The following is a 24,622-nucleotide window of genomic DNA, read 5'->3' on the forward strand; positions in this document are numbered from 1 at the left end:
TTTTAGACGAGCAGCGTTTCGTTTTTCTGAAAACTGCGCCGCTGAAACTCATTGCCCATCCACCACCCAAGAGCACTGATATTTATGCGTTCCATCCCGTCCCTGCTCAAGCCACTCGGCTTGACTCTACTCATGGCCGGCACCTGTGCCGGACTTCATGCGGCCCCCGCGCCGAAAATCACCCCCGCCAAGGACATCATCGGCTTCAGCATCGGCGATGATTACCACATGGCGAGCTACACCCAGATTTCCCAACTCCTGAAAAAATGGGACGAGGAATCTGACCGCGTGAAAGTCGTCAGCATCGGCACCACGGAAGAAGGCCGCCCGCAATACATGGCGATCATCACCTCGCCGAAGAATCACGAGAAACTCGAATACTACCGCGACATCTCCGTGAAACTCTCGCGCGCCGAGATGGACGAAGCGACCGCCAAAAAACTTTCCAAGGAAGGTAAAGCGGTCGTCTGGGTCGACGGCGGCTTGCACGCCACCGAAACCGTCAACGGCCAGACACTCGCCGAAATGGTTTATCAAATGGCGAGCCTCACCGACGACGAGACGATGCGTTTCCTCGACGATGTGATCCTGCTCATGCCGGTGCCGAATCCGGACGGCGTCGAGCTCGTCGCGAACTGGTATATGCGCGAGTCAGACGTCACTAAGCGCACTTACGCGACGCTCCCGCGCCTCTATCACAAATACATCGGTCACGACAACAACCGCGACTCGATGATGAACAACATGAAGGAGACCACGAATCAGAATCGCGTGCTCTTCATCGAGTGGATGCCGCAGATCATGCACAACGTGCACCAAACCGGCCCCGCCGGCGCCGTGATCTTCATCCCGCCCTTCCGCGATCCGTTTAACTACAACTTCGACGCCATGATTCCGATCGGCATCGAGCAAGTCGGCGCGCACATGCACGAACGTCTCGTCTCGAAAGGTTGGGGCGGCTCCGCGATGCGCTCAGCGGCCCCCTACTCCACGTGGTGGAACGGCGGCATGCGCACCGCGACGTATTTCCACAACCAAATCGGCATCCTCACCGAAATCATCGGCACGCCCACACCGATGACGATTCCGCTGCTCCCGCAAATGCAGCTCCCGACCGGCGACCTCCCGTTGCCGATCAAGCCGCGCGTCTTCAAATACCGCGAAGCCATCGACTACATGATCGAAGTCGAACGCGCCGCCGTCGACTACGCGTCCCGTAACCGCGAACGCGTGCTCTTTAATATCTACGGCATGGGCAAACGCTCCATCGAGCGCGGCAGCAAAGATTTTTGGACGATCACGCCGAAGCGCGTCAACGCGTTGAAAGACGCCGCCGACAAAGCGCCTGAGCCCGAGATGGACGAGCAGACCCGCATGATGGTTTCGCTCGGTTTCGCGCGCAAACCGGTGGCGATGGAACTCTACGACAAAGTCCTCAACGATCCCGCTATGCGCGATCCGCGCGGCTACGTGATTTCCCCCGCGGCTAATGACGATTTCCCGACCGCGGTGAAATTCATCAACGTGCTCCAAAAGCAAGGCGTCGATGTCTACAAGGCTACGAGCGAAGTCACGATCTCTGGCAAAAAATATCCGGCCGGCTCTTTCATCATCAGCGCCGCTCAAGCCTTCCGCCCGATCGTCCGCGACTTCCTCGAATCGCAAGATCACCCGATGGACTTCGATTATCCAGGCGGCCCGCCGAAGCGTCCTTACGACATCACGGGCTGGACGATCGCCGAGCAAATGGGCGTGGAATACGACCGTTTCTTCGAGAAGTTTGATATCCCCGCCGGCGCCACGAAGCTCCCTTACCTTCCGCTGGAAAAAGCGATGTCCGTCAGCATCTCCGGCCCGGCGAATCCCGTCGGCTACCTCCTGAGCCACCGCGTCAACGATTCGTTCATCGTCATGAACCGCCTGCTCAAAGCCGGCGCAGAAGTTTACTGGCTCGAAGCCGAACAAACCGTCAACGGCCACGGCCTCGGCACCGGCACGATGTATGTGCCCGCCTCGGCGAAAGCGCTCCCGATCCTCGAAGCCGGCGCGAAAGACCTCGGCGTGCAAGTCTTCGGCGTCGCGACGAAGCCCACCGGCGCAGCCACCAAGCTGAAGCCCGTGCGCATCGGCCTCGTCGATATCTACGGCGGCAGCATGCCGAGCGGCTGGATCCGCTGGATGTTCGAACAATTCGAATTCCCCTTCGAAGTCGTGTTCCCGCAAGTGCTCGACGCCGGCAATCTCAAGGACAGCTTCGACGTAATCGTTTTCCCGTCTGACACGTTCCGCGCCGGTGCGCGTGGCGGTCGTGGCGGTCGCGAACGCGCCGGCCCTGACCCGGAGACGATCCCCGAGGAATTCCGCTCGATGCTCGGTTCGACTTCCGTCACCAAGACCATCCCGCCGTTGAAGACCTTCGTGGAACAAGGCGGCTCCATCGTCGCGCTCGGCTCCTCCGCCACCATTGGTGAAGCGATGGGCCTGCCGATCAAGGATCACCTCACCGAGACCGACAAAGACGGAAAAGAAAAGTCCCTGCCCTCGAATAAATTCTACATCCCGGGCTCGCTGCTGAACGCCAAGTTCAACAACAAGAACCCCATCGCCTACGGCATGCCGGAGAAAGGGTATGTGTTCTTCGATTCGTCGCCAGTGTTCGAGCGCACGACGGACACGAAGGTCACCGCCAACAAGATCGCCTGGTTCGAAGGCAAAGAGCCGCTGCACAGCGGTTGGGCCGTCGGTCAGGAATACCTCGATGGCGGCGAACTCGCCTCCGAAGCCACGATCGGCAAAGGCAAGGTCGTGATCATTGGCTTCGAAGCCACCTTCCGCTCCACGCCGCACGCGAATTTCAAGCTGTTCTTCAACAGCCTGTATTACGGCAGCGGCGAAGCCACGAAGCTCTAAGCGTAAGCTCAGTTTCACTCTCAAGCCCCGCGCGCGAAAGCCGCGGGGCTTTTTATTTGTCCCCATTCATAGACCTCGACGGCGCGACGCGACCGGCGCAACGTGAAGCATCCTCATGAAAACGTTCGCCGCTTTGGTTTTCCTGATTTGCGCCCTCAACGGATTCGCCGCGCCCTCGGCCAATTCCGCTTTCGTGGCCACCGACTGCGAAGGCGTTTATCCGCAACATTTGCAGGGCGTCTGCACCGATGAGCGTGAAACGATTTATTGGAGTTGGACTGATCAACTCGTGAAAACCGATCGTCACGGAAAAATTCTCCGTAAAGTCGCGGTCGAGTTCCACCATGGCGATCTTTGCTACCACGAAGGCCGCGTCTACGTCGCCGTGAACCTCGGGAAGTTCAACGAACCACCCGGACAGGAAAATTCCTGGGTCTATGTTTACGATGGCGACACGCTGGCTGAAATTGCAAAGCACCCTGTGCCCGAACTCGTGCACGGTGCCGGCGGCATCGCCTATCACAACGGCACGTTCATCGTTGTGGGCGGACTGCCCAAAGGGGTGAACGAAAATTATCTCTACGAATACGACGAGCACTTCCGTTTCCGCCAACGGCACGTGCTCGCAAGTGGTTACACTTTCAAGGGCATCCAGACCGCGGCCTTCTATGAGGGAGCCTGGTGGTTCGGCACCTACGGCGACACGCGCTACCTCATGCGCGCGGATCGGAATTTCAAGTTAACTGACAAATGGATTTTCGATGCCTCGCTCGGACTCGTCCCGTTGGGTCGAGGACGGTTTCTCATCGGTCATGATAGTGTGATCAATAAATCCGACCACACGGGGAGAATCGCGGCATTTCGGTTCGACCAGAAAACCGGTCTCAGCCCGGAAGCAGGCACCATCCCGTAAACCGCGACCGCTACGCTCCCGCGGAAACCGCGCGACGAAACGCCCGGCACGATTCTGCCTTCGATAAATTTCCACCCTTGACCAGCCGTGAAACAGAAGGCTTCTTTGCCCCTCCTTGCCTGATGGTGTAATGGTAGCACAGGTGACTTTGACTCACCTAGTCATGGTTCGAATCCATGTCGGGCAGCCACTTTCTTCACCGGATTTTTCACCGGAAACCACTGGGAAAGCGGCACTTGCAAGAGAAACAAGCTCTTCGCACAAAACTCGGAAACGCTGCGAACTCACAAGGGGACTCACTTTCTCGTGTGAGTTGGTGAGTGAGTCGGAAATCCACGGGAGTTTCGCCACCTCGCTATGTAGCTCTAAAGCCGGAACATCTGTGTAGGCGTTAGCGGTCAAAGCAGGGTCAGAATGGCCAAGAAGAGCTTGAGCGGAACGTTGGTTAACGCCGGCGCGCACTCCCATAGTCTGAAATGTTTTTCTGAAAGCGTGAAAGTGAACGACGCGACCACGTGCATCACGATGATCCACACCAGCACGGATGAAATCGGCACGCAGGACTTCGTAGGACGGTGGAGTCAGAAACACGCTGTCAGTGTTAAGAGCACCGGCAGGACGAACTGTGCGAAGCAAGAAGGCCAGCTGATGCTTTAGCGGCACTGCCCTCTTTTCTTTATCCTTAGTCTCACCTTCCCCAATCAGCACGAAGGGAGAAACGTCATTCAAATCCAAATCACCCCATTGCCATGACGCGACCTCAGCACGACGTTGGCCGGTATACAGGAGCGACTGATAAAACAACGCGTGCGCGGAATTCTGAAACAGCAATTGCAGTTCGTGCGCAGTAAAAGAACGCGTTGGACGCACCGCTTTGCCACGAATGTCGATGCGATCCACTTTCAGCAACGGATTCGACACGAGGCGATCTGTGCGAACGCACCAGTTCAAAAAGGCGTTCACTGATGTTTGGTATTCTTTCTTGGTTTTCGCGCCTCCCGACAAATCAGCACGAAAGCGAATGAATGAAGAAGGGGAAATCTCCGCGAGTTTCTTCCACCCGCAAAATTCCATAGCCATTTCGATTCTGCGAACGCTCTCTTTAACATGATTTGGTTTGAGACCACGGCTCACCAAATCGTTGCGATAATCGGCCAGTAATACGAATAGCGGGGATTTAGCAGCATCCCGCAGGGCGGTTGAAGGAATCATTCCCTCAGCCTCTTTTTGCGCAGTGACTACAATATCGCGCAGACGTTTTAAGGCGACTTGCCGGTCAGTCGTAGAGAGAGCCACGGTCACAGGTTTTTCGCCACTGCGCAGCGAATAACGGCCTAAGTAAAAGCGGCTCTTAACGCGCTTGCCCTTAACACGACGTGCTGACCTGTAGACAAATTCAATCACTAGTTTGTGGGTGCACACATAAAGCAGCATATGCTGGCCATGTATGCAATAGCAAACATGGTTTTTTTGTGACTTTTTCAAACTGTGCTACCGAAACCGCGCTTAACCATCACTGTGCCAGAGCACATCACGGACGAGATTAAGAAATATTCGAAACCGCTTGAAGTGTCATCGACGGAATACGCGGGCGACATTGTGAAGTGGTGGTTCGCCCAAGGTTGCCCGCCAGTGAGTAACCACGAAGCCGAATTAAGAAAAAAGTCAGAGAAAGTTGCTCCACGCCGCGCTTCTTAATTTTCCGGACGGTAACCCCCTCGAATGAAAATCTCACACTTGTTAGCGCGCTGGCAAACAGCCTTTTTTATGGCGGTGACATTATCGCTGTGCGGAATGGCTCAAAATAAAACCCCTGCTTACTTTTACGACCGATACGGTGCGCCGGAAAGAGAGATCAATCCAAAAGCGGTGACATTGTTTTCCGAATCGCAAACGGTGAACGTAAAAGGCGAATTCGTGGAACGAGTATACAAAAGCGGAAAAATGCGAGTCACTGCGGTGTTCCGGAAACCGTCGCTAAGCTTAATACAGGTTACCTATCATCTCCCGCACCAATGGACAAAAGAGCAGGTTTCAGCTGCCCTTTTAGCGTTTGATGAAAACTGGGCCTCGAAAGCCAACCCAAGCGGGGTGATGTTCTCAATTGGTCATTATTCATCAACAAACGGGTATAGAGCCTCAGTAGCTTTCATGAATTTGTGGGTTCTGTCACCAGAGGGAAGCAACCTCTTGGGAAAAGCACTGGCGGAGCGAGAGGCCGCAAGAAAGGAAGTCCCAAAATTCTAACGCTGCGATACCGGAGATGACAGGGTTGGTTTTTCGCGAAGTTTTCTGACGCCATACTTGTCAGGCGGAAGCCACGCAGAGTCCGTTTGCGATTCGTCGACCGAAGGAGTTACCGGTGATTGAACGGCAACTTGCTGCGGAGAAAAAGCGGAGTTTATGGCCGTCAAACGCGAAGGCCTCAGCCAATATCTTTTGCCATCAAAGTCTGCAAAATTACGACGAACTTTAGTTAGACGGGGATTACGCAAATCAGTGTTATCTTGTTCCGTTCGCGTAGATCCGTCTGACATGACCAGAATCACGCGGTCAGCCTTAAGGAGGATGCCAGTGACAAAAATTTCCTCTTCACGAGCAGTGGCGATTTGTGACGGGACGCGCAACTGCGCAGTCGGCGATTTATCAGCAACCACGGGAACGACGTCAGCAGGTTTGTCCTGGACAACTTGGGGCGTCTCAGGCGCAGCAAAAAGTAATTTCCTAACACCGAGAGCGATGCCAATAGAAACGACGTTACAAAGCAGCAGAAGGGCAATCAACTTGCTAGGAGGCATATGAGGGCAGCAGCTAGCGAGGATGTCGCTAAAGCGGCGTAATAAGGTTTCACGTCGTATTGCCGACGCTGCAGGTCACTAGAAGCAGCCTCTTGTAGAGCGCCGTAAATCGTAGCCTTAGCGCCGTGCAACGCATGCGAGTCAAAGAACCCCCACGAACGGGCTTTCCAACTCCACTTAGCTTTGCGACGCCATGGCTTTTTTCCTACTTCTAACGTGTAGGGAACGCGGACAAAAAGCGGGATTCGAATTCCTTCCCAGAAATTCATTAACGAACGGCAATGGATTTCCTTCTGCATCTTGCCACGGATTTGCTTGGCGACGTCATTAGCGTCTTGCGCGATGAAAACGAGATGAATCCGAAGCTTACGGACGAGCACGACAAAATTAAAAGTTTCACGGGAAACTTGCGCGTGATCCTTCGCGTTAAGGTCTAGCGCGGCCTCATCCAGTACCATCATGGCGGCAATTTTTTGGTTACCGCGAACAGCGTGATTTTCGAAATCAGCAATGCTAGCTTGGTTAAGAAGAATTAAACGGGTGGGGTCAAATATCAGTCCGAATTCTTCAAGCATCCACGACGCAACTTTATCAGAAAAAATCGGAATGTTGGTTACAACAGTGCCGCCGAGAGACAAATGCTCCATGGCCATGTCAACAGCGCACATGGACTTTCCGCCACCGAGCGTGCCAGTGATGATAGTTGATGACCCCTCAACGCTCATCGGAAGACACGTTTAACAAAGCCGATAATCGGGAAAATTACCAAGACAACGAGAGCAACAATTGCGACGGCTTTAATAAGCGGGCCGTATGCCTGCCACATCATCTTGAAAAGACGGTCAGCAAACGGCGTTTGTGTAGCGATAAATAAGGGATTCATGAGACGGTTGGCACATGGGCCTTGATTACACGATAGAGCGTGCACGCCAAATAGAACGGAACCCAAAGCGTAAACATTGCGATGGCGAGATCCAGAGGCAGCACGTAGTTGAGAAATCCAAACGGCGACACGTTAAGGGCCGCGCCGGCCAATTCCGGAGACGCCATCTCATCGAATTGGGAAATGAGTTCTGAAATTTTTTCGAATATGCCCATGAGATTCGCAGCCATGACAGCAAGCGCACCCATAAACAAAGCGACAGGCGACCACTTCGAAGAACACCAGTTAAAGAACGTTGTAAGAATTTGCGCGACGGATATCATAATTGAAATCAGGTGTCGGCAGCTGCACCACGTGCAGTGCGCACGAGCAATAGCCACCAGCTGAGCCAAAGCGCCACAGAGCAGACTGCGCGAAACCAAGTGATGGACGCAGAGTATGACGCCAAATCAAACGACCACGTTTTCTGAGGCCATGTTTGTCCCAATACTGAAAACTGGGGTAGCGTAGCACTGACGACGCTGACACTAGGAATTGAACCTGAGAAAAACGTGGGAGCACTCGCGGGAATAAGACCTGACCCAGTTACCGAATGAAACGCTACAGGGTCAGTTTGAATTGTCGTGGCCTCGGAGTTGAGAACGGGGGACGAACCTCTCAGCGAGTCAGAAATTTTGGAAACGGCGGACGTAATTTTATCGGCACCCTGCATATAGATTTTATTCGTCAGCAGATCCGTCTGATTGGCAGGGTCGGTGTTAGTAGAAGGAACCGTCCAAGTCCCCTTGCCTGAATTGTTGGACGGAGTGTCACGGGGAATGTTAGGTTCGGGAACATCGGTAGGCTCAGGAGTAGGCCCATCAGCATCATGCGGCGTAATAGTCTTAACGGGCCCTAAGTCGGTGACAGCACCTTCTTCGACGACCCAAATAGGGCCGTCCTTCACTATACCCTCCACCTCTGACATGACGACAACCTCACTGCTAGATGGCGCGTCAAATTCCTGAATAATGCCCTGTCGAGACTGCAAAGTCACAGTGCCGATTTGCTCTCCATCCTGCATCAATTTATATGTGACGGGGAAGTCCGAATTGTTATGCAGAGCAACGCGGACTCGCTGCGTAGCCACAGTGGGGTCGTAAGTGCGATATTGAGCATGCGCTACATCACCCGCCCACGCCCAAAATGTCACAGGGCCAGAGATGTCAGCCGTGAATATTGCAGGGGCAGCACCGAGGAAATAGACAGCCGCGGGAAGATTAGCGTTTGTGCCTCGGCCAACTTTGCCGCCGCTACCTGTAGCCGAAAACGTGATACGCCAGCCGCCAGTTTCAAGAGCCGTTTTTCCCGAAATGACTAAAGTGATGCCGGCTGAGCCTCCGTCGGATGACGATAGCGACCAGCCTTGTCCGCGCACGGTGCAAGTAGCCAGAACGGCAAATGCAAGCCATAGAAAAGCGGGGAGCAGAAGACGCCTCATTTTTCTCCCCCCAAAGAGTATGCTTTGGCGACGCACCAAAGAATAAACCAAGCGAGCAAAAGCCCGAGAATGTAATCGATTGTTTCCACTCAAAATTAGTTGCCCCGTTACCTACGGGGCCAGAGGTGAGCTTACTTCGGGGTTAAGCTTTCGCGATCCGCTTGAACAAGCGCCACAGGAGGAGACCACCCATCACGACGCCGGCGATGGCGAGGCCAGCGGTGACCGTAGCGCCGAGAGCGCCGGTTACCGCCGTTCCAACTTCCGCAAGCGCGGTCGTGAAGTCAGTGAGCACAATGGCCGCGTGAGACGTCGACGACAGCGCGGCAGAAGCCACGGTGACGACAGCGAAAGCAGCAACCGCTTTCACGGCAACGCTGACAATTTTCTGAACGAACTGACCGATTTTTTTGAACATAACCTATCCTTTTTGTTTTTGGTTTTATTCGCTCCATGTCGGCGCACCTAACAACCTCTGAAAGAGGCGCCAGAGATACCGAGAAGCGAAAATTGCGCCGCTTGATGTAATTCCCAGAGCGAGACACGCTCCGGTTACGGCAAAAATATTTTGAGTGCTCGCTGACGGAGCAGTGACAGTGACAACAGGTAGTTCTTCGGTAGTTACACCTACTATATTTATCGTGCCACCATCTTCGACCGTGACGAAATGAATCGTGTCAGGGCCACCAACAAAAACGAAGTATTGAGAACTTGGAGAATCGGCGGGAATTACTGCTGATCCATAGCCATAAATTTCTAATGCCGAGGTCAGATCAGGAATATACGGGCCAGCCCAATCGATGCTTTCAATAGCTCCGACTCTCGTAGGATCGCCCCACGTTGTAGAATTTAACACCGTTATCGCCGATTTGCCTTTCGGCACGGCGAGGAAAGCAGAAAGAAAAACCAATAGCGCTACCGCGAGGAATTTGGCGCGAGGAATTCTGGCGTGATACGTAATTTTGAGAAGTGATTTCATTGGGCTCTTTTTTCCGCAGCTATCTGGATTTCCCAACGTGTTGGCTCGCGGGCAGGATAAAGCGCACGAGCACGCAGAACGTCCCAACGAACAAGCGCACCCCGGATGCATTCAAAAATAGCTAACTGCTGATCCGTGCCGCTCTCCAAGAGCCAGCGATAGTATTCCAATTCACTCTCACCACGGGCTAAGGCCGCGAGGCATTGGGTGTTTTGGACAGTTAAGGTCTCTTTCATCAAGTTAAGGCGGGCGGCGCGCCGCTGACGCGGCGCATCCGCCCGCACATTAATTTTTGCTGAACACTGACTGCATCAGTGCATCGAACTCGGTTTGCGTGATTTTCCGCGCCACGCAAAAATGCATGACGCCATCGAACTCCATCTGGAGAAAGGCAGATTGCTCGCCTAACTCTTTCAGAGTGAAAAGGAGCCCTTGCATGCAGTCGGTCTGCGTGTCGTGAAGCTCCTGCCTTTCCTCGACTGTATTACGCTTGGACATCAAGCACCTTCCCGCTGATGCGTTGCACCAGCTTTTGGCCCGTTTTGTCGTCTTTGGCGTAGGTGCTCTTCGAAAAAAGCACGCGAGCGCCGAATGGGACGATCGTGATCGGTTCGCCGCGTTCAGTGACGGGTTTGTCACTGTCAGGGTCACCGTAGGAGGTGTGCTCGAACGTGGCACCGTCGCAACGGTAGCCCGTTACGTAGGTGACACGCTTCACATCCTTGCCGGTTTTATCGTCGCGAAACGTGCCTTCACGGCGCGTGGTTTCGTCAATGCAACGGGCAATGAGATACATTCCGTCAGGCAACTGCCCGAGGGAGAACTTTTTCGAATCTTCCATCTTCGCGGAAGAAACAGTAGCCGATTGTGTTGGTGCTTTGGTCTGGGTTGCGGTGCTCATTTTGTATTACGATTTGTTGTATTACGTCTTTTGATACGGGCATGTGATAGAGATCCATCGGGCGTTGCCCTAAATCCACCTGACGGAAAAAAATTTCTGTGAACGTGTCGGCGAGGTGCACGGAAACGCCGTATGTGCCGACAGCGCGGCCTCGGATTAATCCGCGTTTCAGCCATACCAGCCATTTAGCGCGGAGCGTGTTACTCGTGCGTTCGCGCTGTTCGGGTTCGACTCGCGACTTCGCTTGATTCGTGTCACCGAAAAAACCGGAGGACGTTTGGAAAACACGAATGGTTTTCGGGTAGTCCAGAACCCAGTCAGGGACGCCGTCACCGGTCGCGTCTTTCGTGACGTATTTGAAGAGATATTTGAAATCGCGCGGCTTGCTGACGCGTTTGATTTTCGTGAAGCCGTAACCCCAGACCTCCTCTAGGTGCTCGTTTTCGATAAATTCTTTGCAGTCAAGGCCGAGGTGCCAATGGGGCCAGCCTGCCTCTGTAAGCTCGAATTTAACGAAGTAGCGTTTGATGTCATGGCGCTCCCGCAGCCGCGCTACGGCGCGGCGTATGCGGTCGCGTCCTTTTTCAAACGCTTCCGTTTCGGATCCGAACATCTCAGGGTCAACCGTGAGCGTAACGAACAGCCAGCCGAACAGATGCGGAAAGCCGCGAGCCTGTAGCCGCTTCACCATTTTGCCGCGCCCTAGCTCATGCCACCAGCTATGCGGACGGTAGGGCGTCAGCACGTAGTCGTGACCCGATGACAGCAGCTTTTTGCGATACTGCCAGTTACTCGCCCGAACGGCTTTTGAGGGGGTAATAGAGGCAATTGCGCTCATTTTGTCCGGCCCTCCGATGGCACATCCCGCCCGACCGGCTTCCGGTCGGAGAAACCGCCGAGGGCCTCGCGCTCCGCGCTATCTGGGGTGGCCTCCACCCCAGCCCCCTTCTGATAACGGTAAAATCGTTTTCTACCGCATTTGGAGCACTCGGAAATCTCAACCTTGCCGTCGTCGTCATGAAAATCCCACTCGTGACGACATTGCTTCGAATAGAAGCCACGCAAGTAACCAGCCATGAAACCGAAGACGCCGCCGAAAATGAGGACGAAATAAGGAAATACGACAGTCTGCCAGACTACGTCTAACGCATGGATCGTGTGCTGGCTCACTTGGCACCCCCCAACGCGATAATCGCGCAAGCCGCAGTTAGAGCTTGTGAGTCTAAATGTGAGTTGGTGTAAAAAGCTAAGGCCTTGTCATTGGTTCGAATCCATGTCGGGCAGCCACTTTTCGGAACGGATCTCTGCACGCGAAAAAACCATTGGAAGCCCCTGCCGCATCGACCGTGTCACGCTTCTTTCGCGTCTTTGCCGGCACGGTGGCCGGTGTTTCGCTGGTGCTCATGGCAACAGCCGTCGAGACGGATAAAGCGCCTGTCATCTGGCAGTTGCATAGTCCCACTCGCGTGGGCCATCACCTGACTGCGGTGCTAGGCACCCCGGTCGCGCAGGCCGAGGTCGCTGGCCCGGCGGTGTTCTTCAACGGCGTTACCGACGGGATTTTTGTCCCCGAAAACCCGCTGGCGGGCGCGGAGCAGTTTACCATCGAAATCCTTTTCAAACCCGCCAGCGACGGGCCGGCGGAGCAGCGTTTCTTCCACCTGCAAGACGATGCCGGCAGCCGCGTGCTTTTCGAAACGCGCATGGCCGACGGCAAATGGGCGCTCGATACATTTCTCTACTCAGTCGAATCCACCAAAAAACTCGCGTTGCTGGATCGCACCAAAACGCATCCCGCAGGCACTTGGACCTGGGTGGCACTCGTTTACGCGGACGGTCGTCTGACGCACTTCATCAATGGCGAAAAAGAACTCGAAGGTGAAATTGTTTTTCCCCCGACCCGTGCCGGCCTCGTCTCACTCGGCGTAAGGCAAAACAAGGTATATTGGTTCAAAGGCGGCCTGCGCGAAGTGCGTTTTCACCGCACGGCCTTGACGCCTGCGCAGCTCCAAACAGCTCCCGCCGCCGCCGCGCGCTAAATCAAAAACCCGCAAACGGTTTCGCGCGCTGGCAGACTTGCAGCGCCACGCCCCACGGATCGCGCATCATCGCGAGACGGCTGCCATCGGCGAGTTCGTCGATGTGCGAAAGTTTCGCGCCCGCAGACTCAAGACGGGCAACATCCGCAGCCGCATCGGTCGAAAACACGGCGAAGTGAAACACGAGGTGATGTTGCGCCGCATACTCCGGATAAATCGCCGCCGGATTCGAATACAGCTCCACGATTACGCGCCCGGTTTCGTCCGCCAGAAAATGCGTGAACGGTGCCGCCGTGAGGTTGCGCACAATTTGAAATCCAAGGTGCTCGACATACCAACGGCTATGCGTCGGCGCATCCGGAACGTTGATGGCAAAGTGCTCGAATTTCATCGCGTCCGGAAATTCCCCCATGCCTCGACAAGGCGCAACGCATTAAACAACCGCGCGCCGTGCGGGTCGAATCACGTTAACCAATTCTACCCATGGGCTTCGATCCACAAAATGCCAGCCAGCCAATCGTCAACGTTCACAAACGCACCACGAAGGTTAACTTCTCCGTCGCGATTGCCGTCGTCGTTTTCATCCTCATCGGCATCGGCGCGATGTTGTGGGTGTCGAACCGCGCCGAACGCGGCGAGCCGGTTCGCGAAGAAGTGACTCCGCGCACGTAGAGGGAGAGCATCAGTTACCGCGGGCATCTCAGTCGGCGAGAGTCGCCACGCAAGAGCCGCCACGTGGCTAAAATATCTCGGGCATTGACGCCGGTTTTGGGCAGTTGTTTCATCACGCTTCATGCCGAACAAGCCCACTGCTTCGACACCCTCCATCAAATACAAGCGCATCGTCCTGAAACTCAGCGGCGAAGTGCTCCGTGGTAAAGGCACCGAGCCAATCGATGCCGCCACGCTCGAATCCATGTGCGAGCAGGTCAAAGGCATTCACGACCTCGGCGTGCAAGTCTGCGTTGTCATCGGCGGCGGTAACATCTTCCGTGGCCTGCAGGGCGCCAAGCGCGGCGTCGACCGCACCACGGGCGACTACATGGGCATGCTCGCCACCGTGATCAACGGCCTCGCGATCATGGACTGCCTTGAAAAAATGGGTGTCAAAACCCGCGTGCAGTCCGCCATCCCGATGAACCAGATCGCCGAGCCGTTCATCATGCGCCGCGCAATGCGCCACTTGGAAAAAGGCCGCGTCGTCATCTTCGTCGCCGGCACGGGCAACCCCTATTTCTCGACTGACACCACCGCCGCCCTCCGCGCCAGCGAACTGCACGCCGACATCATCATGAAGGCGACCAAAGTGGATGGTATCTACGACAAGGACCCGAAAAAATTCCCCGACGCCGTCAAATATGAGGAACTCACGTTCATCGACGCGCTCAAACAACGCCTCAACGTCATGGATTCCACGGCGTTCTCCCTCTGTCTCGACAACAACGTGCCCATCCTCGTCTTCAATCTCGACGATTCCAAAGCCATCCACAAAGCCGTCACAGGCGCGAAGATCGGCACGCTGGTGCACAACTGATTTTGAGCGGCTTCGCGATTCCTAGAGCCCAATCCTAAAACCCCAGACTCTCCAGTTTTCTTCCCATGTCCACGCAACCAATCATCACCGACACGACGGCCCGCATGAAAAAAGCGGTCGACCACACCCTCCACGAATTCAGCACGATTCACACCGGCAAGGCGTCGCCCGCAATGGTGGAATCCGTCATGGTCGAAGCCTACGGTGGCATGCAGCAGTTGAAATCCTGCGCCGCCATCACTACGCCGGACCCGCGCATGATTCAAATCCAGCCGTGGGATAAAGGCATCACCCGCGCCATCGAAAAAGCCCTTCAAATGGCCAACATCGGCGTGAATCCTGTCGTCGACGGTAATCTGATCCGCCTGCCCTTCCCCGAACTCTCGCGTGAACGCCGCCAGGAATTCGTCAAGACCGCCCATCGTCTCGCCGAAGAAGGCCGCGTGTCCGTCCGCCATATCCGCCGCGATGCGATGGAAGCCACCAAGAAGCTTCTCAAGGACGGCAAGATTTCCGAAGACGACGAAAAGCGTGCCGAGAAAGACGTGCAGGCCTTGACCGATAAAAACATCAAGGAAATCGACAGCCACGTCGCCCACAAAGAGAAAGACCTCCTGACGGTCTAACTCTACGCGGCATAATTTAAGCCAGGTCAGGGCGGTTATCCTCAACCGCCCTTTTTTTTGCCAAAGTGGTAGGGCCCGACCTCCGGGCGGGCCGTCGGTATTTGGCAAGAGGAGCTTTATGCCCCAATTGAAAACGCCGCGCGCCTTTTGCCTTCCCATTCTGCTCTCAGCATTCTGAATCCGTTTTTCCCAAATGGATTTCGAGCTCCCCAGTAATTTCCCAACCAACTCCGCGGCTTTCCCTCCGATCGATTTCCGCGCTGCGCTCAACGACGAGCAATTCACCGCCGTGACCGCCGAGCCCGGCCCGATGCTCGTGCTCGCCGGCGCTGGTTCCGGCAAGACCCGCACGCTCACCTACCGCGTCGCCTACCTGCTCTCGAAAGGCGTCAAACCCTCCGAAATTCTCCTCCTCACGTTCACCAACAAGGCCGCGAAAGAAATGCTCCACCGCGTGCATGAGTTGACCGGCGTCGAGCCCGCGCGCTTCTGGGGCGGCACATTCCACTCGCTCGGCAACCGCGCACTGCGCATCTACGGCGAGGCGATCAAGATTCCGAAAAACTTCACCATTCTCGACGCCGACGAATCCGAGACCCTCCTCAAACACACCGCCGAAGCCGCCGATAAATTGTTCTTCAAGGACAAGACCAACCCACGTCCGGGTCCGCTCTTCAACGTCCTCTCGCTCTCGCGCAACACGCAGTTCTCGCTCGCCGAAACCGTGGAGAAATATTTTCCGCAGTATCAGGATATTCAACATCGCTTCCCCGCGTTTCTCGAATCCTACACGAAATCCAAGCGCGAACAAAACGTCGTCGACTACGACGATCTGCTCGAACTTTGGCTGAAGCTCCTCACCGACGCGCCCGAAGTCGCGAATTATTTCGGCCAGCGTTTCCGCCACCTGCTCGTCGACGAGTATCAAGACACCAACACGATCCAGGCGCAGATCGTCGACAAACTCGCGCCGCACCACCGCGTGATGGCGGTCGGCGACGACGCGCAGTGCATCTACTCGTGGCGCGGCGCGAATTTCGAAAACATCATGTCGTTCCCCGAACGGCATCCCGACACGGTCATCCACCGCATCGAAACGAATTACCGCTCTACGCCCGAGATTCTCGCGTTCGCGAACGGCGTGCTCGAAGCCCAGCCGAAAGGCCGCCACTTCGACAAGGAACTCCGCGCCGCCCGCGCGCACTCGACGAAACCCTCCGTCATCCAGGCCATGGACGACCGCGAACAAGCCGAGTTCATCCTCAAACGCATCCGCTCGCTCGTCGACGACGACGGCGTCTCGCCCAACGAGATCGCCATCCTTTACCGCTCGCACTTCCTGGCACTCGAGATGCAGCTCACGCTCACGCGTTACGGCATGCCGTATCACATCACGAGTGGCGTGAAGTTTTTCGAACGCCAGCACGTGCGCGATCTCATCGGCGTCGTCAGCTTCGTTTACAACCCGGCCAACACGCTCGCGTGGCAACGCGTCGCCGTGCTCCTCCCGAAAGTCGGCGACAAGGGCGCGCAAAAAATCTACGCCGCCGCGCTCGATCACGCGAAGCTGATGCAGAAAAACTTTATCGACGCCCTCGCGACGGACGACGTGAAAAGCAAAGTCCCGAAGGACGCGAAAGACGACTGGGCCAACTTCTGCGCCTCGCTCGCGCAAGTCGCCGACGCGATGGACAACGGTCGTCCCGCCGACGCCATCCAGGTCGCGATCGACGGCTGGTATGGCGACTACATGAAAGGCGAATACGCCGACTACATCGACCGCCTCGAAGAATTGAAAGGCCTCGTCGGCTTCGCCGAGCAATGGCCCAACATGACGGATTTCCTCACACAAGTCGCGCTCCTCAATGGCGAGACTGGCGACAAAAAAGTCGAAGCCGAATCCGAAGCGATCCGCCTCACGACCGTGCACCAATCGAAGGGGTTGGAATACGATGTCGTCTTCGTGATCGGCGCCGCCGACGGCCAGTTCCCGACGAACCGCTCTATCGAAGCCGGCGACGTCGAGGAAGAACGCCGCCTTTTCTACGTCGCCGTCACCCGCGCGAAAAACGAGCTCTACATCAGCTACCCCAAAGTCGCCACCCGCGCCGGCCCCGGCGGCATGATGCTCCAACCGTCCCGCTTTTTAATGGAGTTACCGAGCCACCTTTACGACGAACTGCGCATCAAGCGGAGTTACGGGTGGTGAGCTAGCACTGCACTTCACTCGAAAACCCCACATCATCATGAGAAATTTTTTTGCAGTTCTTGTCGTGTTGATCTCAGCCCACTTAGGCCACGCCTACACAAAAAGTATTATTATCGACTCAGAAATCCGAAATCCTTCGGTCGGATTTTACGGTATTACTTTAAAAATACCTGCCAATTGGTCGATCTTTCCTGCAGTTCAGGACATCAAGCTACCTACGTCGAACAATGCACAAAGAGCCTGGCGGATGGCGAAAAGCTACGACGGCGCCCCAGGCAACACGACCCACGAAATTGTAACCCTCCACGACGGATCTAACGGCATTGCCTTGGCGATCGTCACGGGAGTCGGAGCCGACTGGCCACCGGAGAAGTTCAAAAAAGACTACAGCTGGGCCCTCGCGTTTAAGGCCAAGGGCTTCGCGTTTCCCGCAGGCGAGGTTTTTGTCCGCGAGGTGAGCACCATCGGGCAACGCTCTTTCGCCAAGATCGGCCGAACTCTTCCCATTGGCGGCAAGAACCACGTGAATTTTGTCTACCTTATTGTCTTGGGCCCGTCCTATGAAATTTCGCTCAACGGCGTGGCGAGTGAGGAAAATCGTGCGGCGCTTGAGGCGGCCATGGACGAGATGATGAAGTCATTAGTGACTCGAAAAAAATGACTCGGATCCACGTAGCTTCTCAATAAGGCAGGCCGCCGCCTCTGTAATTATTTCTCGCGGTATTGCGCGATGACGTCCTGCACCGACGGATTTCCTTTGGCCCAACCGCGCACTAACACGATCGGCCCCGGCGCCGCTTTCACCAAGCCATTGATGCGGTTAGACTCCGCGAGGCTGCTGGCGCTTATGCTGAAGCCACTCGTGATCTCCGCGGGAATGCCTGACGCGTTCAGTGAGGTTACCAGCGCTCGGGCGCGGGCCGCTTCAGCGCTCGGACAATTTGGCGGCGCGGCGACCAACACACGCTGATTTTGAGCGTCGTTGGTATTGATTAAAAAAAAGCCGGCCGGACTCAGGTTTACCGTCGCAGATTTTTCAGCAGAAGGATGCGTCTGACGATACTTGGCGTATAGCGTGAATACCCCGAAAGCCACTGCGATAAAAAGAAAGAATTTCAGAATAGTCATAGTGATGAACCTGCTATTGTGCTCGGGTAACTGCCACGACGCTTTTGACCCTACAACCGAAAACCCCACGCCACGCTCAAGGGGATCATTGATTCCCATTCGATTTCACGGGCGCTTCATCAAGCTTTCACACAGCCCTGTCACCGTGAACCCATGACCAAACGCCGCAGCCTTCTCCCCTATTTCATCGTTCCCGCGATTCCGTTGCTGCTGCCGCTCTTCGCCATGCAGGCCAAAGTGGAGGGCGTGGGCTGGAGCGGCTCCGACTATGTCATCGCCTACTTCCTGCTCGTCGGCGCGGTCTTTGCGTATCGCCTCGTGACCATCAAAGCCGCCGGCCGCCTCAGCTACCACCTCGGTGCGGCGCTCGCAGTATTCGCCGGGCTCTCGCTGATCTGGGTCAACCTCGCCGTTGGTTTCATCGGCAACGAAGACAATCCCGCCAACCTACTTTACGGCGGCGTGCTCGCCGTCCTCGCATTCAGCGCCGCACTCGTTCGCCTCGAAGCCAGCGGCATGTCCCGCGCACTCTACGTCACTGCCGCCGCACAATTCCTGGTCCCCCTCATCGCCTTCCTCACCTGGCGCCCAAACTTCGACGTCAACGTCCTCATGATCTTTTTTCTAAACGGCGTCTGGGTGCTGATGTTCGTCGTATCCGCTCTACTGTTTAAGCTCGCGGCTAAAACGGTCGACCTCGCCACTTAAATTTCGGCGCCGCCGGCTTATTTCGCCAGCGGCGCGCAGATAATCCGCACGGCAACCGTCAGGCCTTCACGAAACTCTTCACGGGTTTCAACGCGGTGCTTCAGGCCTTTCGTCACCGAACAAAGTGTTTCCGCAATTTGGCGGGCCGTGACACCAACGGGCTTATACTCCGCGACCAAACCGGATTCACGAATCGTCGCCGTGAGCGCTTCGATAAAGGCTTTTTCGTGTTCCACGATTGTCGTCCACAGCAACCCCTCGGCGGCTTGCATGAGGTCGGCCGCGTCCGCCGCGAAACGACCTACGTAACGGCCAACCCACTCGTCAAAGGCGTTCACCAAACGTTCGTTGATTGAACCTTTTTCCGCTTCCAACGCGCGTTTCGCGTCGGCCAGCGAGCTCGCAATCGTGTAAGTCACCGTCGCACGGAAAAGTTCATCCTTATTCGTGAAGTGAAGATACAAGCCTTGCCGCGAAATCTGCGCGGCGCGGGCGACCTCATCCATCGACGTTTTGCGAAAGCCGAAACGGGCAAATACGCCCAGGGCGGCGTCCAGCAACGCGGCCCGACGCGCCTCATCGGCAGGGGTCACGACAGAAGAAATTGATTTTGCGTTTGACACGATAGGCTTACTTTACACTTTATATCTATATTGTCAATTAAGTCATCCGAAGCGTTATGAGCACAGCGAGTAGTTTTCAGGCACGTTACGAGTCGCCCACCCGTCCGGGCAAGCCTGCCGATGCCGCTCTGCGAAAAAACGCCAACTAACTCAATCTTGCCATGGCTTCCCTCGCTCCCGTCCTTTCAAGCTCACTGCCCGAATCCAAGCCTCGTTGCGGCGCGCTCCACTGGCTGAAACGCGCCTCCCAAGCGATCGCCGCTGCCGTGCTCGTCGCTTTCACCGCCACCCTCGCCGACGCCTGGGTAGGTTTCGGCCGTCGCCCCGATGGCGAACGCCGCAAGCGCATGGAACGCTCGCCGCAGTGGCGCGACGGCAAGTTCCGCAATCCGCAGCCAATCTGGAACGACATGGTCAAAGCCATCACTTCCGCGTTGCGCCCCTCACCACACGCCAGCCCGAGCGCGGCGCAACCCGTGCCCACCGCGCTGGTCGATGCACAACGTTTTGCCACTCCGCCAGCGTCGGGGCTGCGCATCACGTGGCTGGGTCACTCGACCACGCTCATCGAAATCGACGGCCTGCGCGTGCTGACCGATCCGGTGTGGGGTGAGCGCGCTTCGCCCGTGACGTGGACGGGCGTGAAACGCTGGTTCACGTCGCCGCTGCCGCTCGGGGAGTTGCCGGACGTCGATGCGATCGTGATTTCGCACGACCATTACGACCACTTGGATCACACCACGGTCATCGCGCTAAAAGATCGCCCGACGAAATTTATCGTGCCGCTCGGCGTTGGTGCGCACCTCGAATATTGGGGCGTGCCCGCGGCACGCATCGTCGAACTCGATTGGTGGGAAAGCACGAAAATCGGTTCGCTCGAAATCACGAGCACGCCAGCCCGCCACTCCTCTGCGCGCGGACTTTTTGACCGCGACCTCACGTTGTGGTCGAGCTACGCGATTCGCGGGCCGCAACACCGCGTCTATTTCTCCGGCGACACCGGCATGCAAGCCGCGTTCACCAAAATCGCCGACCGTCTCGGACCGTTCGATGCCACTCTGATGGAAGTCGGTGAATACAACGCCAACTGGCGCGACTGGCACAGCGGGCCCGAACAAGCTGTCGCCGCGCACCGCCTGCTCGAAGGCGCCGTGATGATCCCGATTCACTGGGGCACCTTTCAACTCGCACCGCACACGTGGACCGAGCCGGTCGAACGCGCGGTCACCGCTGCAGCCAAAGCCGGCGTTACGATCGCCACGCCACGTCCCGGCGAAAGCGTCGAGCCTGCCGCCAAACTTCCCACCGCTCGCTGGTGGCCCGAGCTGCCTTACAGCACCGCCGAAGAAACGCCGATTATTTCCACCACCGACGGCACCGTGCCCGTCGCAAACTAAACGTTCACCCTCACCCACCGATGAACTCACTCGCTGCACCCGCTCAAACTCCGTGGCACCAACTCCAAAACGAGTTGCGCGACCTCGCGTTCCTCCTCGACCGCAAAGGCAATCCCGTCGCCGCTGACGTCGCCATGAACATCGCCGCGCGCATCCAAGAACTGATTGCGCACACCGCTTCAACGCCCGCGCTCACACTTGAGGCGAGCGCCCACTGGAGAAATTAACATGATTTCCGTGATCCTTATTCTCGCAGCGCTGGTGATATTCGTGTCACTCGATTCAACCGGCGCCGAACAGGGCGATGCGGCCTGAACAAAGCCGACCTGTAGGGAAGAATCATCGATTCCGCCCTACAACGCTCCCGAGAAAAACTCAAACCGTCGCCGGGGCCTCTTGGCGCCAGCGGCGATACGCGGAGAAATCAGATTTCGTGCGGTCGTAGAGTTCGCGGCGACGGGCGTAGTTGGAGTAATCAGTCACGAGCTCCGGCGTGCGCTTACTCGCGACGAGAAAATCCGCTTCCGGTGGATAACATGCGATGCTGACTTTATCGTAGAACGCGGCGTCGGCTTCGCCTTGCTCGTTCAGCGCCGTCGGCTCCAAGCCGACATTGCTCGGAGTTTCGGCGGACTGAAAACGCAGATCCATGCTCCAGCGAATGTGGTCGGACGTATTGGGCGTCGAGCAGTGCGGCGTGCGATTCGTCATGAACACCACGCCTCCGCGCGGACACGCCGCCGTGATCGCTTTCTGCGGATCGTCGGGCAAATCCTCGTCTTTGATGACAAGGAAGCCCGCGTTGCCGCCGGTGTGGTGCTTCGCCACTTTACCGCGGTGCACTCGGGGAAGAATCTGCATGCAACCGTTCTCGACCGTTGCGTCCACGAGCGGCACCCAGCACGTGATTATCATCTGCGTGTCGCAGTGCTCCGCAAAATAACCGCTGTCCTGGTGCCATGGCACGATGCCGCGACCCGAGTTCGGCAACTTCGGGCGCACACGATACACCGACGACGCCACGATTTCTTCGGTCGCGAGCAGCGAACCGACTTTCGCTAAAAGTTTTTTGTGCGCGATGAGGTCGAACAATTCGACCGCGTGAAATCCGCCGCCGCGCAGCCCTTCGAGGTGACGCATGATCGCCACGCTGTTCTCTGCGGAATCTTTTTGAATCGCCGCGAGCCGGTAATCGAACGCAAGATCCTCGTGGAGATTTTCGAGTTTTCCCTGCGCTTTTAGTTCGAGCGCTTTCGCCGCGATCTCGCGGTGCAACGCTTGGCGAACAGGCTCGAGGTCTTGCGGATCAAACACGTCGGGAATGATAAGGTAACCCTCATCACGAAAAAACGCACACTGCTCAGGGGTAAGCGGCCGGGGTAAGCTCATGCGGAAAATTCGTGGAGATTTTTGGCACCGCCGCAATCGCGGAACGCGTGAATATTCACCGATTTCTCCTCTCAAATTCCGGGTATAGCACTTGAGTCCGGCGCGGAAGTTTTGTCAGGTCATCGCATGAGTTCGCCTGCTGTGGAATCACCCCTTCCCCTCAAGCCGATGGTGCTCGTCGAGCCTTCGACCAAACAGCGTCCGCGCAACGTGGAGCTGATGAACGACTGGCAATACGTGGAGCGCGCCATCCATCGCCTGCTCGCCGCGTGGGGCCGCGACGTCGCCGAGTGGGATAACAAGAGCGCGCTGCACCGTCACATCTGGGATCAAGCCGAGTGCGTGCGCCGCTTGCGCGAACGCATCGAACAATTTCCCGGCGGCCGCCCCGACGCGCCGGTTTCCGCGCAACTCGAAACGCTCGCGAACGCCGTGCTGCTTGCACCGTCACTCGAGGACGCACTCGACGGTATTTACGAACTACTGCTAAAAACGCTCGTGTCCGCTTACGGCGAATACATCGGCAACGTGCACCCGATCCACGACGCACCGACGATCGCATTGCTGCATGAGATCAACCAAATCAAAAGCCAGCAGTGGCTCTGGTATCGCAATTATCGCCGTCTCACGCCGCATACGACCGACGCCGCCTATCGCGCGCGCGTCACGGCACGGTTGGAGGCGTGCGGAAGTTTCCGAGCACCGTTACCCATCACCGCAGGAGCGGAGGCGCAGCCTGCCGGCGTGAACACTGATTTTCGTTTGAGCCGTTTCAGCGCGCGCAACGTCGCGATCCGCCCGAAACAACCGTTCATGGATTATGTCCGCGCGGATTTCGCGACGAATCTCGAAGCGCGCCGTCTCTTCTGGGCCTTCGGTTACATGCTCGAAAAAAATCTGCCCGACGACCAACTCGCGTGGCTCTACTATGGCCACTACATGCCGTGGGCGTGGCAGCATATCATCTCGCGTCACCTGTGGGATGAATCGCGTCATGGCGATTCGGGCTACTCACGCCTGCGCGATTTCGGCATCAGTCTCGAAGACGTCGGTTTTTCCGGCTACGATCAAGCCGCGCGCGATACCGAGTTGAAAGCAGTCGCCGAGAAGATGGGCATCACCGTCGATGAAGCTTACGCACGCCAACAGGAGTTACTCGCGCCGTTCAAAGCCGAACCCACGACGAAAGCACAACTCTACGAACATGTGTTCATGATCGGCCTCGTCGCCGAGACCGGCCACTTCGTCGTGAAGAACGAAGGCTACGTGGACTTCAAAGAAGGCCAGGATCTGCAGTCCGCCGAGATGATGCTGTTTGATATCATCGATGAAACCGCCCACGTCCAATACGCGCATCAATGGCTGCCGATGCTCGCGGAGTTCGCCGGTGTGGACAATTCCGGCTACCGCGAACGCGGCGTGAAAATCCGCGAAGAATCCCAAGTCCGCGCGATCGCCACCGCGAAAGAACTCGACCGCGTGCTCTCCCGCACGACAGGCGATGCGAGTTTCGATTTCTACCAAGATCTGCTCGCGCGCATCCGCGTCGCCTGCCCGCTCACGAATGCCACCACCTGCCCGCCGCGCTCGCCAAAACCGATGTGAGCAGGATTTCAGCGGTAATCCTTTCTGGAAATGAAAAGCCCCGCCTCGCGATGAACGCGACACGGGGCTCTTCACGCCGCCTGACACAACTCAGGCGACACACACACTAACTAAAGTTTAGCCGTTCTTGGCTTCGACGACTTGGAGCGGGAGCTCGACGCGGGTCGAGATCGCCTTGCCGTTTTTGCGCGCCGGCGTGAATTCCCATTTCTTTACCGTCGCGACCAGATTCTTGTAAGGCGTTTGGTCGCTCTCGGAAAGAACGCGCACGTTGCTGGCCTTGCCGTTGGCATCGACCGTCATGCTGAGCGTGACGGTAGAACCTTCGTGACGTTGCGGGAGTTGGATGTTGCCCACGACTTTGGACGGAGCCGGCGCTTCGAAGGTGGTGACGTGGGCAGCGGTGGCGTCTGCGGCAAAAGCAGAAGCGGAGAACAGACCGGCGAGGAGGGCAGAGGCGACGAGGATGGACTTGGTTTTCATGATTTGGATTTCCGCGT

Annotated in this window: 29 protein-coding genes and 1 tRNA gene; 14 read left to right on the forward strand and 16 right to left on the reverse strand. The window is 56.6% G+C overall.

Translation table 11 applies throughout. From position 1 onward, the window contains the following. Nucleotides 1–84 precede the first annotated feature (84 nt). The 3 genes from ACRRQW_RS03330 (at nucleotide 85) to ACRRQW_RS03340 (ending at nucleotide 4,013) form a co-directional block, all read left to right on the forward strand. On the forward strand, nucleotides 85–2,910 hold the full coding sequence (locus tag ACRRQW_RS03330; RefSeq protein ID WP_438479837.1) for a M14 family metallopeptidase: 2,826 nt from the start codon (nucleotides 85–87) through the stop codon (nucleotides 2,908–2,910). Between the two features lie 115 nt (nucleotides 2,911–3,025). Further along, on the forward strand, nucleotides 3,026–3,823 hold the full coding sequence (locus tag ACRRQW_RS03335; RefSeq protein WP_438479838.1) for a hypothetical protein: 798 nt from the start codon (nucleotides 3,026–3,028) through the stop codon (nucleotides 3,821–3,823). Nucleotides 3,824–3,939: 116 nt separating this feature from the next. Further along, nucleotides 3,940–4,013: transfer RNA gene (locus tag ACRRQW_RS03340), tRNA-Gln, on the forward strand. Here ACRRQW_RS03340 and ACRRQW_RS03345 read toward each other — a convergent pair. Then, the gene (locus tag ACRRQW_RS03345) at nucleotides 3,977–5,257 is read right to left on the reverse strand and encodes a tyrosine-type recombinase/integrase (RefSeq protein WP_438482338.1); all 1,281 of its coding nucleotides are present in this window, start codon (nucleotides 5,255–5,257) and stop codon (nucleotides 3,977–3,979) included. The two genes, ACRRQW_RS03340 and ACRRQW_RS03345, sit on opposite strands and share 37 nt — an antisense overlap. A gap of 288 nt (nucleotides 5,258–5,545) precedes the next feature. On the opposite strand from ACRRQW_RS03345, the gene ACRRQW_RS03350 reads away from it, so the two are divergent. Then, nucleotides 5,546–6,070: a hypothetical protein gene (locus ACRRQW_RS03350; RefSeq protein ID WP_438479839.1), complete on the forward strand. Its 525-nt coding sequence runs from the start codon at nucleotides 5,546–5,548 to the stop codon at nucleotides 6,068–6,070. On the opposite strand, the gene ACRRQW_RS03355 is transcribed toward ACRRQW_RS03350, so the two are convergent. The 10 genes from ACRRQW_RS03355 to ACRRQW_RS03400 form a co-directional block, all read right to left on the reverse strand. Beyond that, nucleotides 6,067–6,621, reverse strand: a complete 555-nt coding sequence (locus tag ACRRQW_RS03355; RefSeq protein ID WP_438479840.1) for a hypothetical protein — start codon at nucleotides 6,619–6,621, stop codon at nucleotides 6,067–6,069. The two genes, ACRRQW_RS03350 and ACRRQW_RS03355, sit on opposite strands and share 4 nt — an antisense overlap. Then, entirely contained in the window at nucleotides 6,603–7,346 is a 744-nt protein-coding gene (locus ACRRQW_RS03360; protein ID WP_438479841.1) for a zonular occludens toxin domain-containing protein, read from the reverse strand. Before ACRRQW_RS03360 ends, ACRRQW_RS03355 begins: the two co-directional genes overlap by 19 nt. After that, complete coding sequence (locus tag ACRRQW_RS03365) at nucleotides 7,343–7,504, reverse strand: hypothetical protein (protein ID WP_438479842.1); 162 nt, start codon at nucleotides 7,502–7,504, stop codon at nucleotides 7,343–7,345. The genes ACRRQW_RS03360 and ACRRQW_RS03365 overlap by 4 nt, the downstream gene beginning before the upstream one ends. Beyond that, complete coding sequence (locus ACRRQW_RS03370) at nucleotides 7,501–7,734, reverse strand: hypothetical protein (RefSeq protein WP_438479843.1); 234 nt, start codon at nucleotides 7,732–7,734, stop codon at nucleotides 7,501–7,503. Before ACRRQW_RS03370 ends, ACRRQW_RS03365 begins: the two co-directional genes overlap by 4 nt. A gap of 1,392 nt (nucleotides 7,735–9,126) precedes the next feature. Then, the gene (locus ACRRQW_RS03375; protein WP_438479844.1) at nucleotides 9,127–9,402 is read right to left on the reverse strand and encodes a hypothetical protein; all 276 of its coding nucleotides are present in this window, start codon (nucleotides 9,400–9,402) and stop codon (nucleotides 9,127–9,129) included. Nucleotides 9,403–9,426: 24 nt separating this feature from the next. Beyond that, entirely contained in the window at nucleotides 9,427–9,963 is a 537-nt protein-coding gene (locus ACRRQW_RS03380; RefSeq protein ID WP_438479845.1) for a hypothetical protein, read from the reverse strand. A 285-nt stretch (nucleotides 9,964–10,248) separates the two neighbouring features. Beyond that, nucleotides 10,249–10,461, reverse strand: coding sequence for a hypothetical protein (locus ACRRQW_RS03385; protein ID WP_438479846.1), 213 nt, complete (start codon nucleotides 10,459–10,461; stop codon nucleotides 10,249–10,251). Further along, on the reverse strand, nucleotides 10,448–10,804 hold the full coding sequence (locus tag ACRRQW_RS03390; protein WP_438479847.1) for a hypothetical protein: 357 nt from the start codon (nucleotides 10,802–10,804) through the stop codon (nucleotides 10,448–10,450). Before ACRRQW_RS03390 ends, ACRRQW_RS03385 begins: the two co-directional genes overlap by 14 nt. Beyond that, complete coding sequence (locus ACRRQW_RS03395) at nucleotides 10,764–11,702, reverse strand: rolling circle replication-associated protein (protein ID WP_438479848.1); 939 nt, start codon at nucleotides 11,700–11,702, stop codon at nucleotides 10,764–10,766. The genes ACRRQW_RS03390 and ACRRQW_RS03395 overlap by 41 nt, the downstream gene beginning before the upstream one ends. Next, nucleotides 11,699–12,064: a hypothetical protein gene (locus ACRRQW_RS03400; protein WP_438479849.1), complete on the reverse strand. Its 366-nt coding sequence runs from the start codon at nucleotides 12,062–12,064 to the stop codon at nucleotides 11,699–11,701. The genes ACRRQW_RS03395 and ACRRQW_RS03400 overlap by 4 nt, the downstream gene beginning before the upstream one ends. A 146-nt stretch (nucleotides 12,065–12,210) precedes the next feature. On the opposite strand from ACRRQW_RS03400, the gene ACRRQW_RS03405 reads away from it, so the two are divergent. Further along, entirely contained in the window at nucleotides 12,211–12,903 is a 693-nt protein-coding gene (locus ACRRQW_RS03405; RefSeq protein ID WP_438479850.1) for a LamG domain-containing protein, read from the forward strand. 1 nt (nucleotide 12,904) lies between these two features. Here ACRRQW_RS03405 and ACRRQW_RS03410 read toward each other — a convergent pair whose 3' ends face one another. Continuing rightward, nucleotides 12,905–13,294: a VOC family protein gene (locus ACRRQW_RS03410; RefSeq protein ID WP_438479851.1), complete on the reverse strand. Its 390-nt coding sequence runs from the start codon at nucleotides 13,292–13,294 to the stop codon at nucleotides 12,905–12,907. 92 nt (nucleotides 13,295–13,386) lie between these two features. Between ACRRQW_RS03410 and ACRRQW_RS03415 the strand changes: the two genes are divergently transcribed. The 5 genes from ACRRQW_RS03415 (at nucleotide 13,387) to ACRRQW_RS03435 (ending at nucleotide 17,933) form a co-directional block, all read left to right on the forward strand. Then, nucleotides 13,387–13,575, forward strand: coding sequence for a hypothetical protein (locus ACRRQW_RS03415; RefSeq protein WP_438479852.1), 189 nt, complete (start codon nucleotides 13,387–13,389; stop codon nucleotides 13,573–13,575). A gap of 121 nt (nucleotides 13,576–13,696) precedes the next feature. After that, nucleotides 13,697–14,437, forward strand: coding sequence for a UMP kinase (pyrH, locus tag ACRRQW_RS03420; RefSeq protein WP_438479853.1), 741 nt, complete (start codon nucleotides 13,697–13,699; stop codon nucleotides 14,435–14,437). A gap of 65 nt (nucleotides 14,438–14,502) precedes the next feature. Then, nucleotides 14,503–15,063, forward strand: coding sequence for a ribosome recycling factor (gene frr / locus ACRRQW_RS03425; RefSeq protein ID WP_438479854.1), 561 nt, complete (start codon nucleotides 14,503–14,505; stop codon nucleotides 15,061–15,063). Between the two features lie 193 nt (nucleotides 15,064–15,256). After that, nucleotides 15,257–17,272, forward strand: a complete 2,016-nt coding sequence (locus tag ACRRQW_RS03430) for an ATP-dependent helicase (RefSeq protein ID WP_438479855.1) — start codon at nucleotides 15,257–15,259, stop codon at nucleotides 17,270–17,272. A 37-nt stretch (nucleotides 17,273–17,309) separates the two neighbouring features. Then, nucleotides 17,310–17,933: a hypothetical protein gene (locus ACRRQW_RS03435; RefSeq protein ID WP_438479856.1), complete on the forward strand. Its 624-nt coding sequence runs from the start codon at nucleotides 17,310–17,312 to the stop codon at nucleotides 17,931–17,933. Nucleotides 17,934–17,980: 47 nt separating this feature from the next. On the opposite strand, the gene ACRRQW_RS03440 is transcribed toward ACRRQW_RS03435, so the two are convergent. Then, entirely contained in the window at nucleotides 17,981–18,400 is a 420-nt protein-coding gene (locus ACRRQW_RS03440) for a hypothetical protein (RefSeq protein ID WP_438479857.1), read from the reverse strand. Nucleotides 18,401–18,553: 153 nt separating this feature from the next. Here ACRRQW_RS03440 and ACRRQW_RS03445 point away from each other — a divergent pair, with 153 nt between their 5' ends. Continuing rightward, entirely contained in the window at nucleotides 18,554–19,108 is a 555-nt protein-coding gene (locus ACRRQW_RS03445; protein ID WP_438479858.1) for a hypothetical protein, read from the forward strand. A gap of 17 nt (nucleotides 19,109–19,125) precedes the next feature. On the opposite strand, the gene ACRRQW_RS03450 is transcribed toward ACRRQW_RS03445, so the two are convergent. Next, nucleotides 19,126–19,701: a TetR/AcrR family transcriptional regulator gene (locus ACRRQW_RS03450; RefSeq protein ID WP_438479859.1), complete on the reverse strand. Its 576-nt coding sequence runs from the start codon at nucleotides 19,699–19,701 to the stop codon at nucleotides 19,126–19,128. Between the two features lie 191 nt (nucleotides 19,702–19,892). On the opposite strand from ACRRQW_RS03450, the gene ACRRQW_RS03455 reads away from it, so the two are divergent. Both ACRRQW_RS03455 and ACRRQW_RS03460 read left to right on the forward strand, forming a co-directional pair. After that, on the forward strand, nucleotides 19,893–21,128 hold the full coding sequence (locus ACRRQW_RS03455; protein ID WP_438479860.1) for an MBL fold metallo-hydrolase: 1,236 nt from the start codon (nucleotides 19,893–19,895) through the stop codon (nucleotides 21,126–21,128). A gap of 20 nt (nucleotides 21,129–21,148) precedes the next feature. After that, nucleotides 21,149–21,355, forward strand: coding sequence for a hypothetical protein (locus ACRRQW_RS03460; RefSeq protein ID WP_438479861.1), 207 nt, complete (start codon nucleotides 21,149–21,151; stop codon nucleotides 21,353–21,355). 148 nt (nucleotides 21,356–21,503) lie between these two features. Here ACRRQW_RS03460 and ACRRQW_RS03465 read toward each other — a convergent pair whose 3' ends face one another. Beyond that, a complete protein-coding gene (locus ACRRQW_RS03465) occupies nucleotides 21,504–22,517 on the reverse strand; it encodes a phytanoyl-CoA dioxygenase family protein (RefSeq protein WP_438479862.1) in 1,014 nt (337 codons plus the stop codon). Between the two features lie 126 nt (nucleotides 22,518–22,643). Between ACRRQW_RS03465 and ACRRQW_RS03470 the strand changes: the two genes are divergently transcribed. Then, nucleotides 22,644–24,122 (forward strand): hypothetical protein, encoded by a 1,479-nt coding sequence (locus ACRRQW_RS03470; protein ID WP_438479863.1) that lies wholly within the window; start codon nucleotides 22,644–22,646, stop codon nucleotides 24,120–24,122. Nucleotides 24,123–24,239: 117 nt separating this feature from the next. On the opposite strand, the gene ACRRQW_RS03475 is transcribed toward ACRRQW_RS03470, so the two are convergent. Next, complete coding sequence (locus tag ACRRQW_RS03475) at nucleotides 24,240–24,605, reverse strand: energy transducer TonB (protein ID WP_438479864.1); 366 nt, start codon at nucleotides 24,603–24,605, stop codon at nucleotides 24,240–24,242. Nucleotides 24,606–24,622 lie beyond the last annotated feature (17 nt).

It is taken from the genome of Oleiharenicola lentus (assembly GCF_051660365.1).
Lineage (GTDB): Bacteria > Verrucomicrobiota > Verrucomicrobiia > Opitutales > Opitutaceae > Lacunisphaera > Lacunisphaera lenta_A.

Coding starts and splice junctions, on each gene's coding strand:
- ACRRQW_RS03440 (WP_438479857.1), bottom strand. CDS start 18,400: ATGACTATTCTGAAATTCTTTCTTTTTATCGCAGTGGCTTTCGGGGTA.
- ACRRQW_RS03465 (WP_438479862.1), bottom strand. CDS start 22,517: ATGAGCTTACCCCGGCCGCTTACCCCTGAGCAGTGTGCGTTTTTTCGT.
- ACRRQW_RS03460 (WP_438479861.1), top strand. CDS start 21,149: ATGAACTCACTCGCTGCACCCGCTCAAACTCCGTGGCACCAACTCCAA.
- ACRRQW_RS03455 (WP_438479860.1), top strand. CDS start 19,893: ATGGCTTCCCTCGCTCCCGTCCTTTCAAGCTCACTGCCCGAATCCAAG.
- ACRRQW_RS03470 (WP_438479863.1), top strand. CDS start 22,644: ATGAGTTCGCCTGCTGTGGAATCACCCCTTCCCCTCAAGCCGATGGTG.
- ACRRQW_RS03345 (WP_438482338.1), bottom strand. CDS start 5,257: ATGCTGCTTTATGTGTGCACCCACAAACTAGTGATTGAATTTGTCTAC.
- ACRRQW_RS03395 (WP_438479848.1), bottom strand. CDS start 11,702: ATGAGCGCAATTGCCTCTATTACCCCCTCAAAAGCCGTTCGGGCGAGT.
- ACRRQW_RS03330 (WP_438479837.1), top strand. CDS start 85: ATGCGTTCCATCCCGTCCCTGCTCAAGCCACTCGGCTTGACTCTACTC.
- ACRRQW_RS03410 (WP_438479851.1), bottom strand. CDS start 13,294: ATGAAATTCGAGCACTTTGCCATCAACGTTCCGGATGCGCCGACGCAT.
- ACRRQW_RS03370 (WP_438479843.1), bottom strand. CDS start 7,734: ATGGCTGCGAATCTCATGGGCATATTCGAAAAAATTTCAGAACTCATT.
- ACRRQW_RS03365 (WP_438479842.1), bottom strand. CDS start 7,504: ATGAATCCCTTATTTATCGCTACACAAACGCCGTTTGCTGACCGTCTT.
- ACRRQW_RS03350 (WP_438479839.1), top strand. CDS start 5,546: ATGAAAATCTCACACTTGTTAGCGCGCTGGCAAACAGCCTTTTTTATG.
- ACRRQW_RS03430 (WP_438479855.1), top strand. CDS start 15,257: ATGGATTTCGAGCTCCCCAGTAATTTCCCAACCAACTCCGCGGCTTTC.
- ACRRQW_RS03375 (WP_438479844.1), bottom strand. CDS start 9,402: ATGTTCAAAAAAATCGGTCAGTTCGTTCAGAAAATTGTCAGCGTTGCC.
- ACRRQW_RS03385 (WP_438479846.1), bottom strand. CDS start 10,461: ATGTCCAAGCGTAATACAGTCGAGGAAAGGCAGGAGCTTCACGACACG.
- pyrH (WP_438479853.1), top strand. CDS start 13,697: ATGCCGAACAAGCCCACTGCTTCGACACCCTCCATCAAATACAAGCGC.
- ACRRQW_RS03415 (WP_438479852.1), top strand. CDS start 13,387: ATGGGCTTCGATCCACAAAATGCCAGCCAGCCAATCGTCAACGTTCAC.
- ACRRQW_RS03390 (WP_438479847.1), bottom strand. CDS start 10,804: ATGGAAGATTCGAAAAAGTTCTCCCTCGGGCAGTTGCCTGACGGAATG.
- ACRRQW_RS03475 (WP_438479864.1), bottom strand. CDS start 24,605: ATGAAAACCAAGTCCATCCTCGTCGCCTCTGCCCTCCTCGCCGGTCTG.
- ACRRQW_RS03435 (WP_438479856.1), top strand. CDS start 17,310: ATGAGAAATTTTTTTGCAGTTCTTGTCGTGTTGATCTCAGCCCACTTA.
- ACRRQW_RS03380 (WP_438479845.1), bottom strand. CDS start 9,963: ATGAAATCACTTCTCAAAATTACGTATCACGCCAGAATTCCTCGCGCC.
- ACRRQW_RS03360 (WP_438479841.1), bottom strand. CDS start 7,346: ATGAGCGTTGAGGGGTCATCAACTATCATCACTGGCACGCTCGGTGGC.
- ACRRQW_RS03445 (WP_438479858.1), top strand. CDS start 18,554: ATGACCAAACGCCGCAGCCTTCTCCCCTATTTCATCGTTCCCGCGATT.
- frr (WP_438479854.1), top strand. CDS start 14,503: ATGTCCACGCAACCAATCATCACCGACACGACGGCCCGCATGAAAAAA.
- ACRRQW_RS03355 (WP_438479840.1), bottom strand. CDS start 6,621: ATGCCTCCTAGCAAGTTGATTGCCCTTCTGCTGCTTTGTAACGTCGTT.
- ACRRQW_RS03335 (WP_438479838.1), top strand. CDS start 3,026: ATGAAAACGTTCGCCGCTTTGGTTTTCCTGATTTGCGCCCTCAACGGA.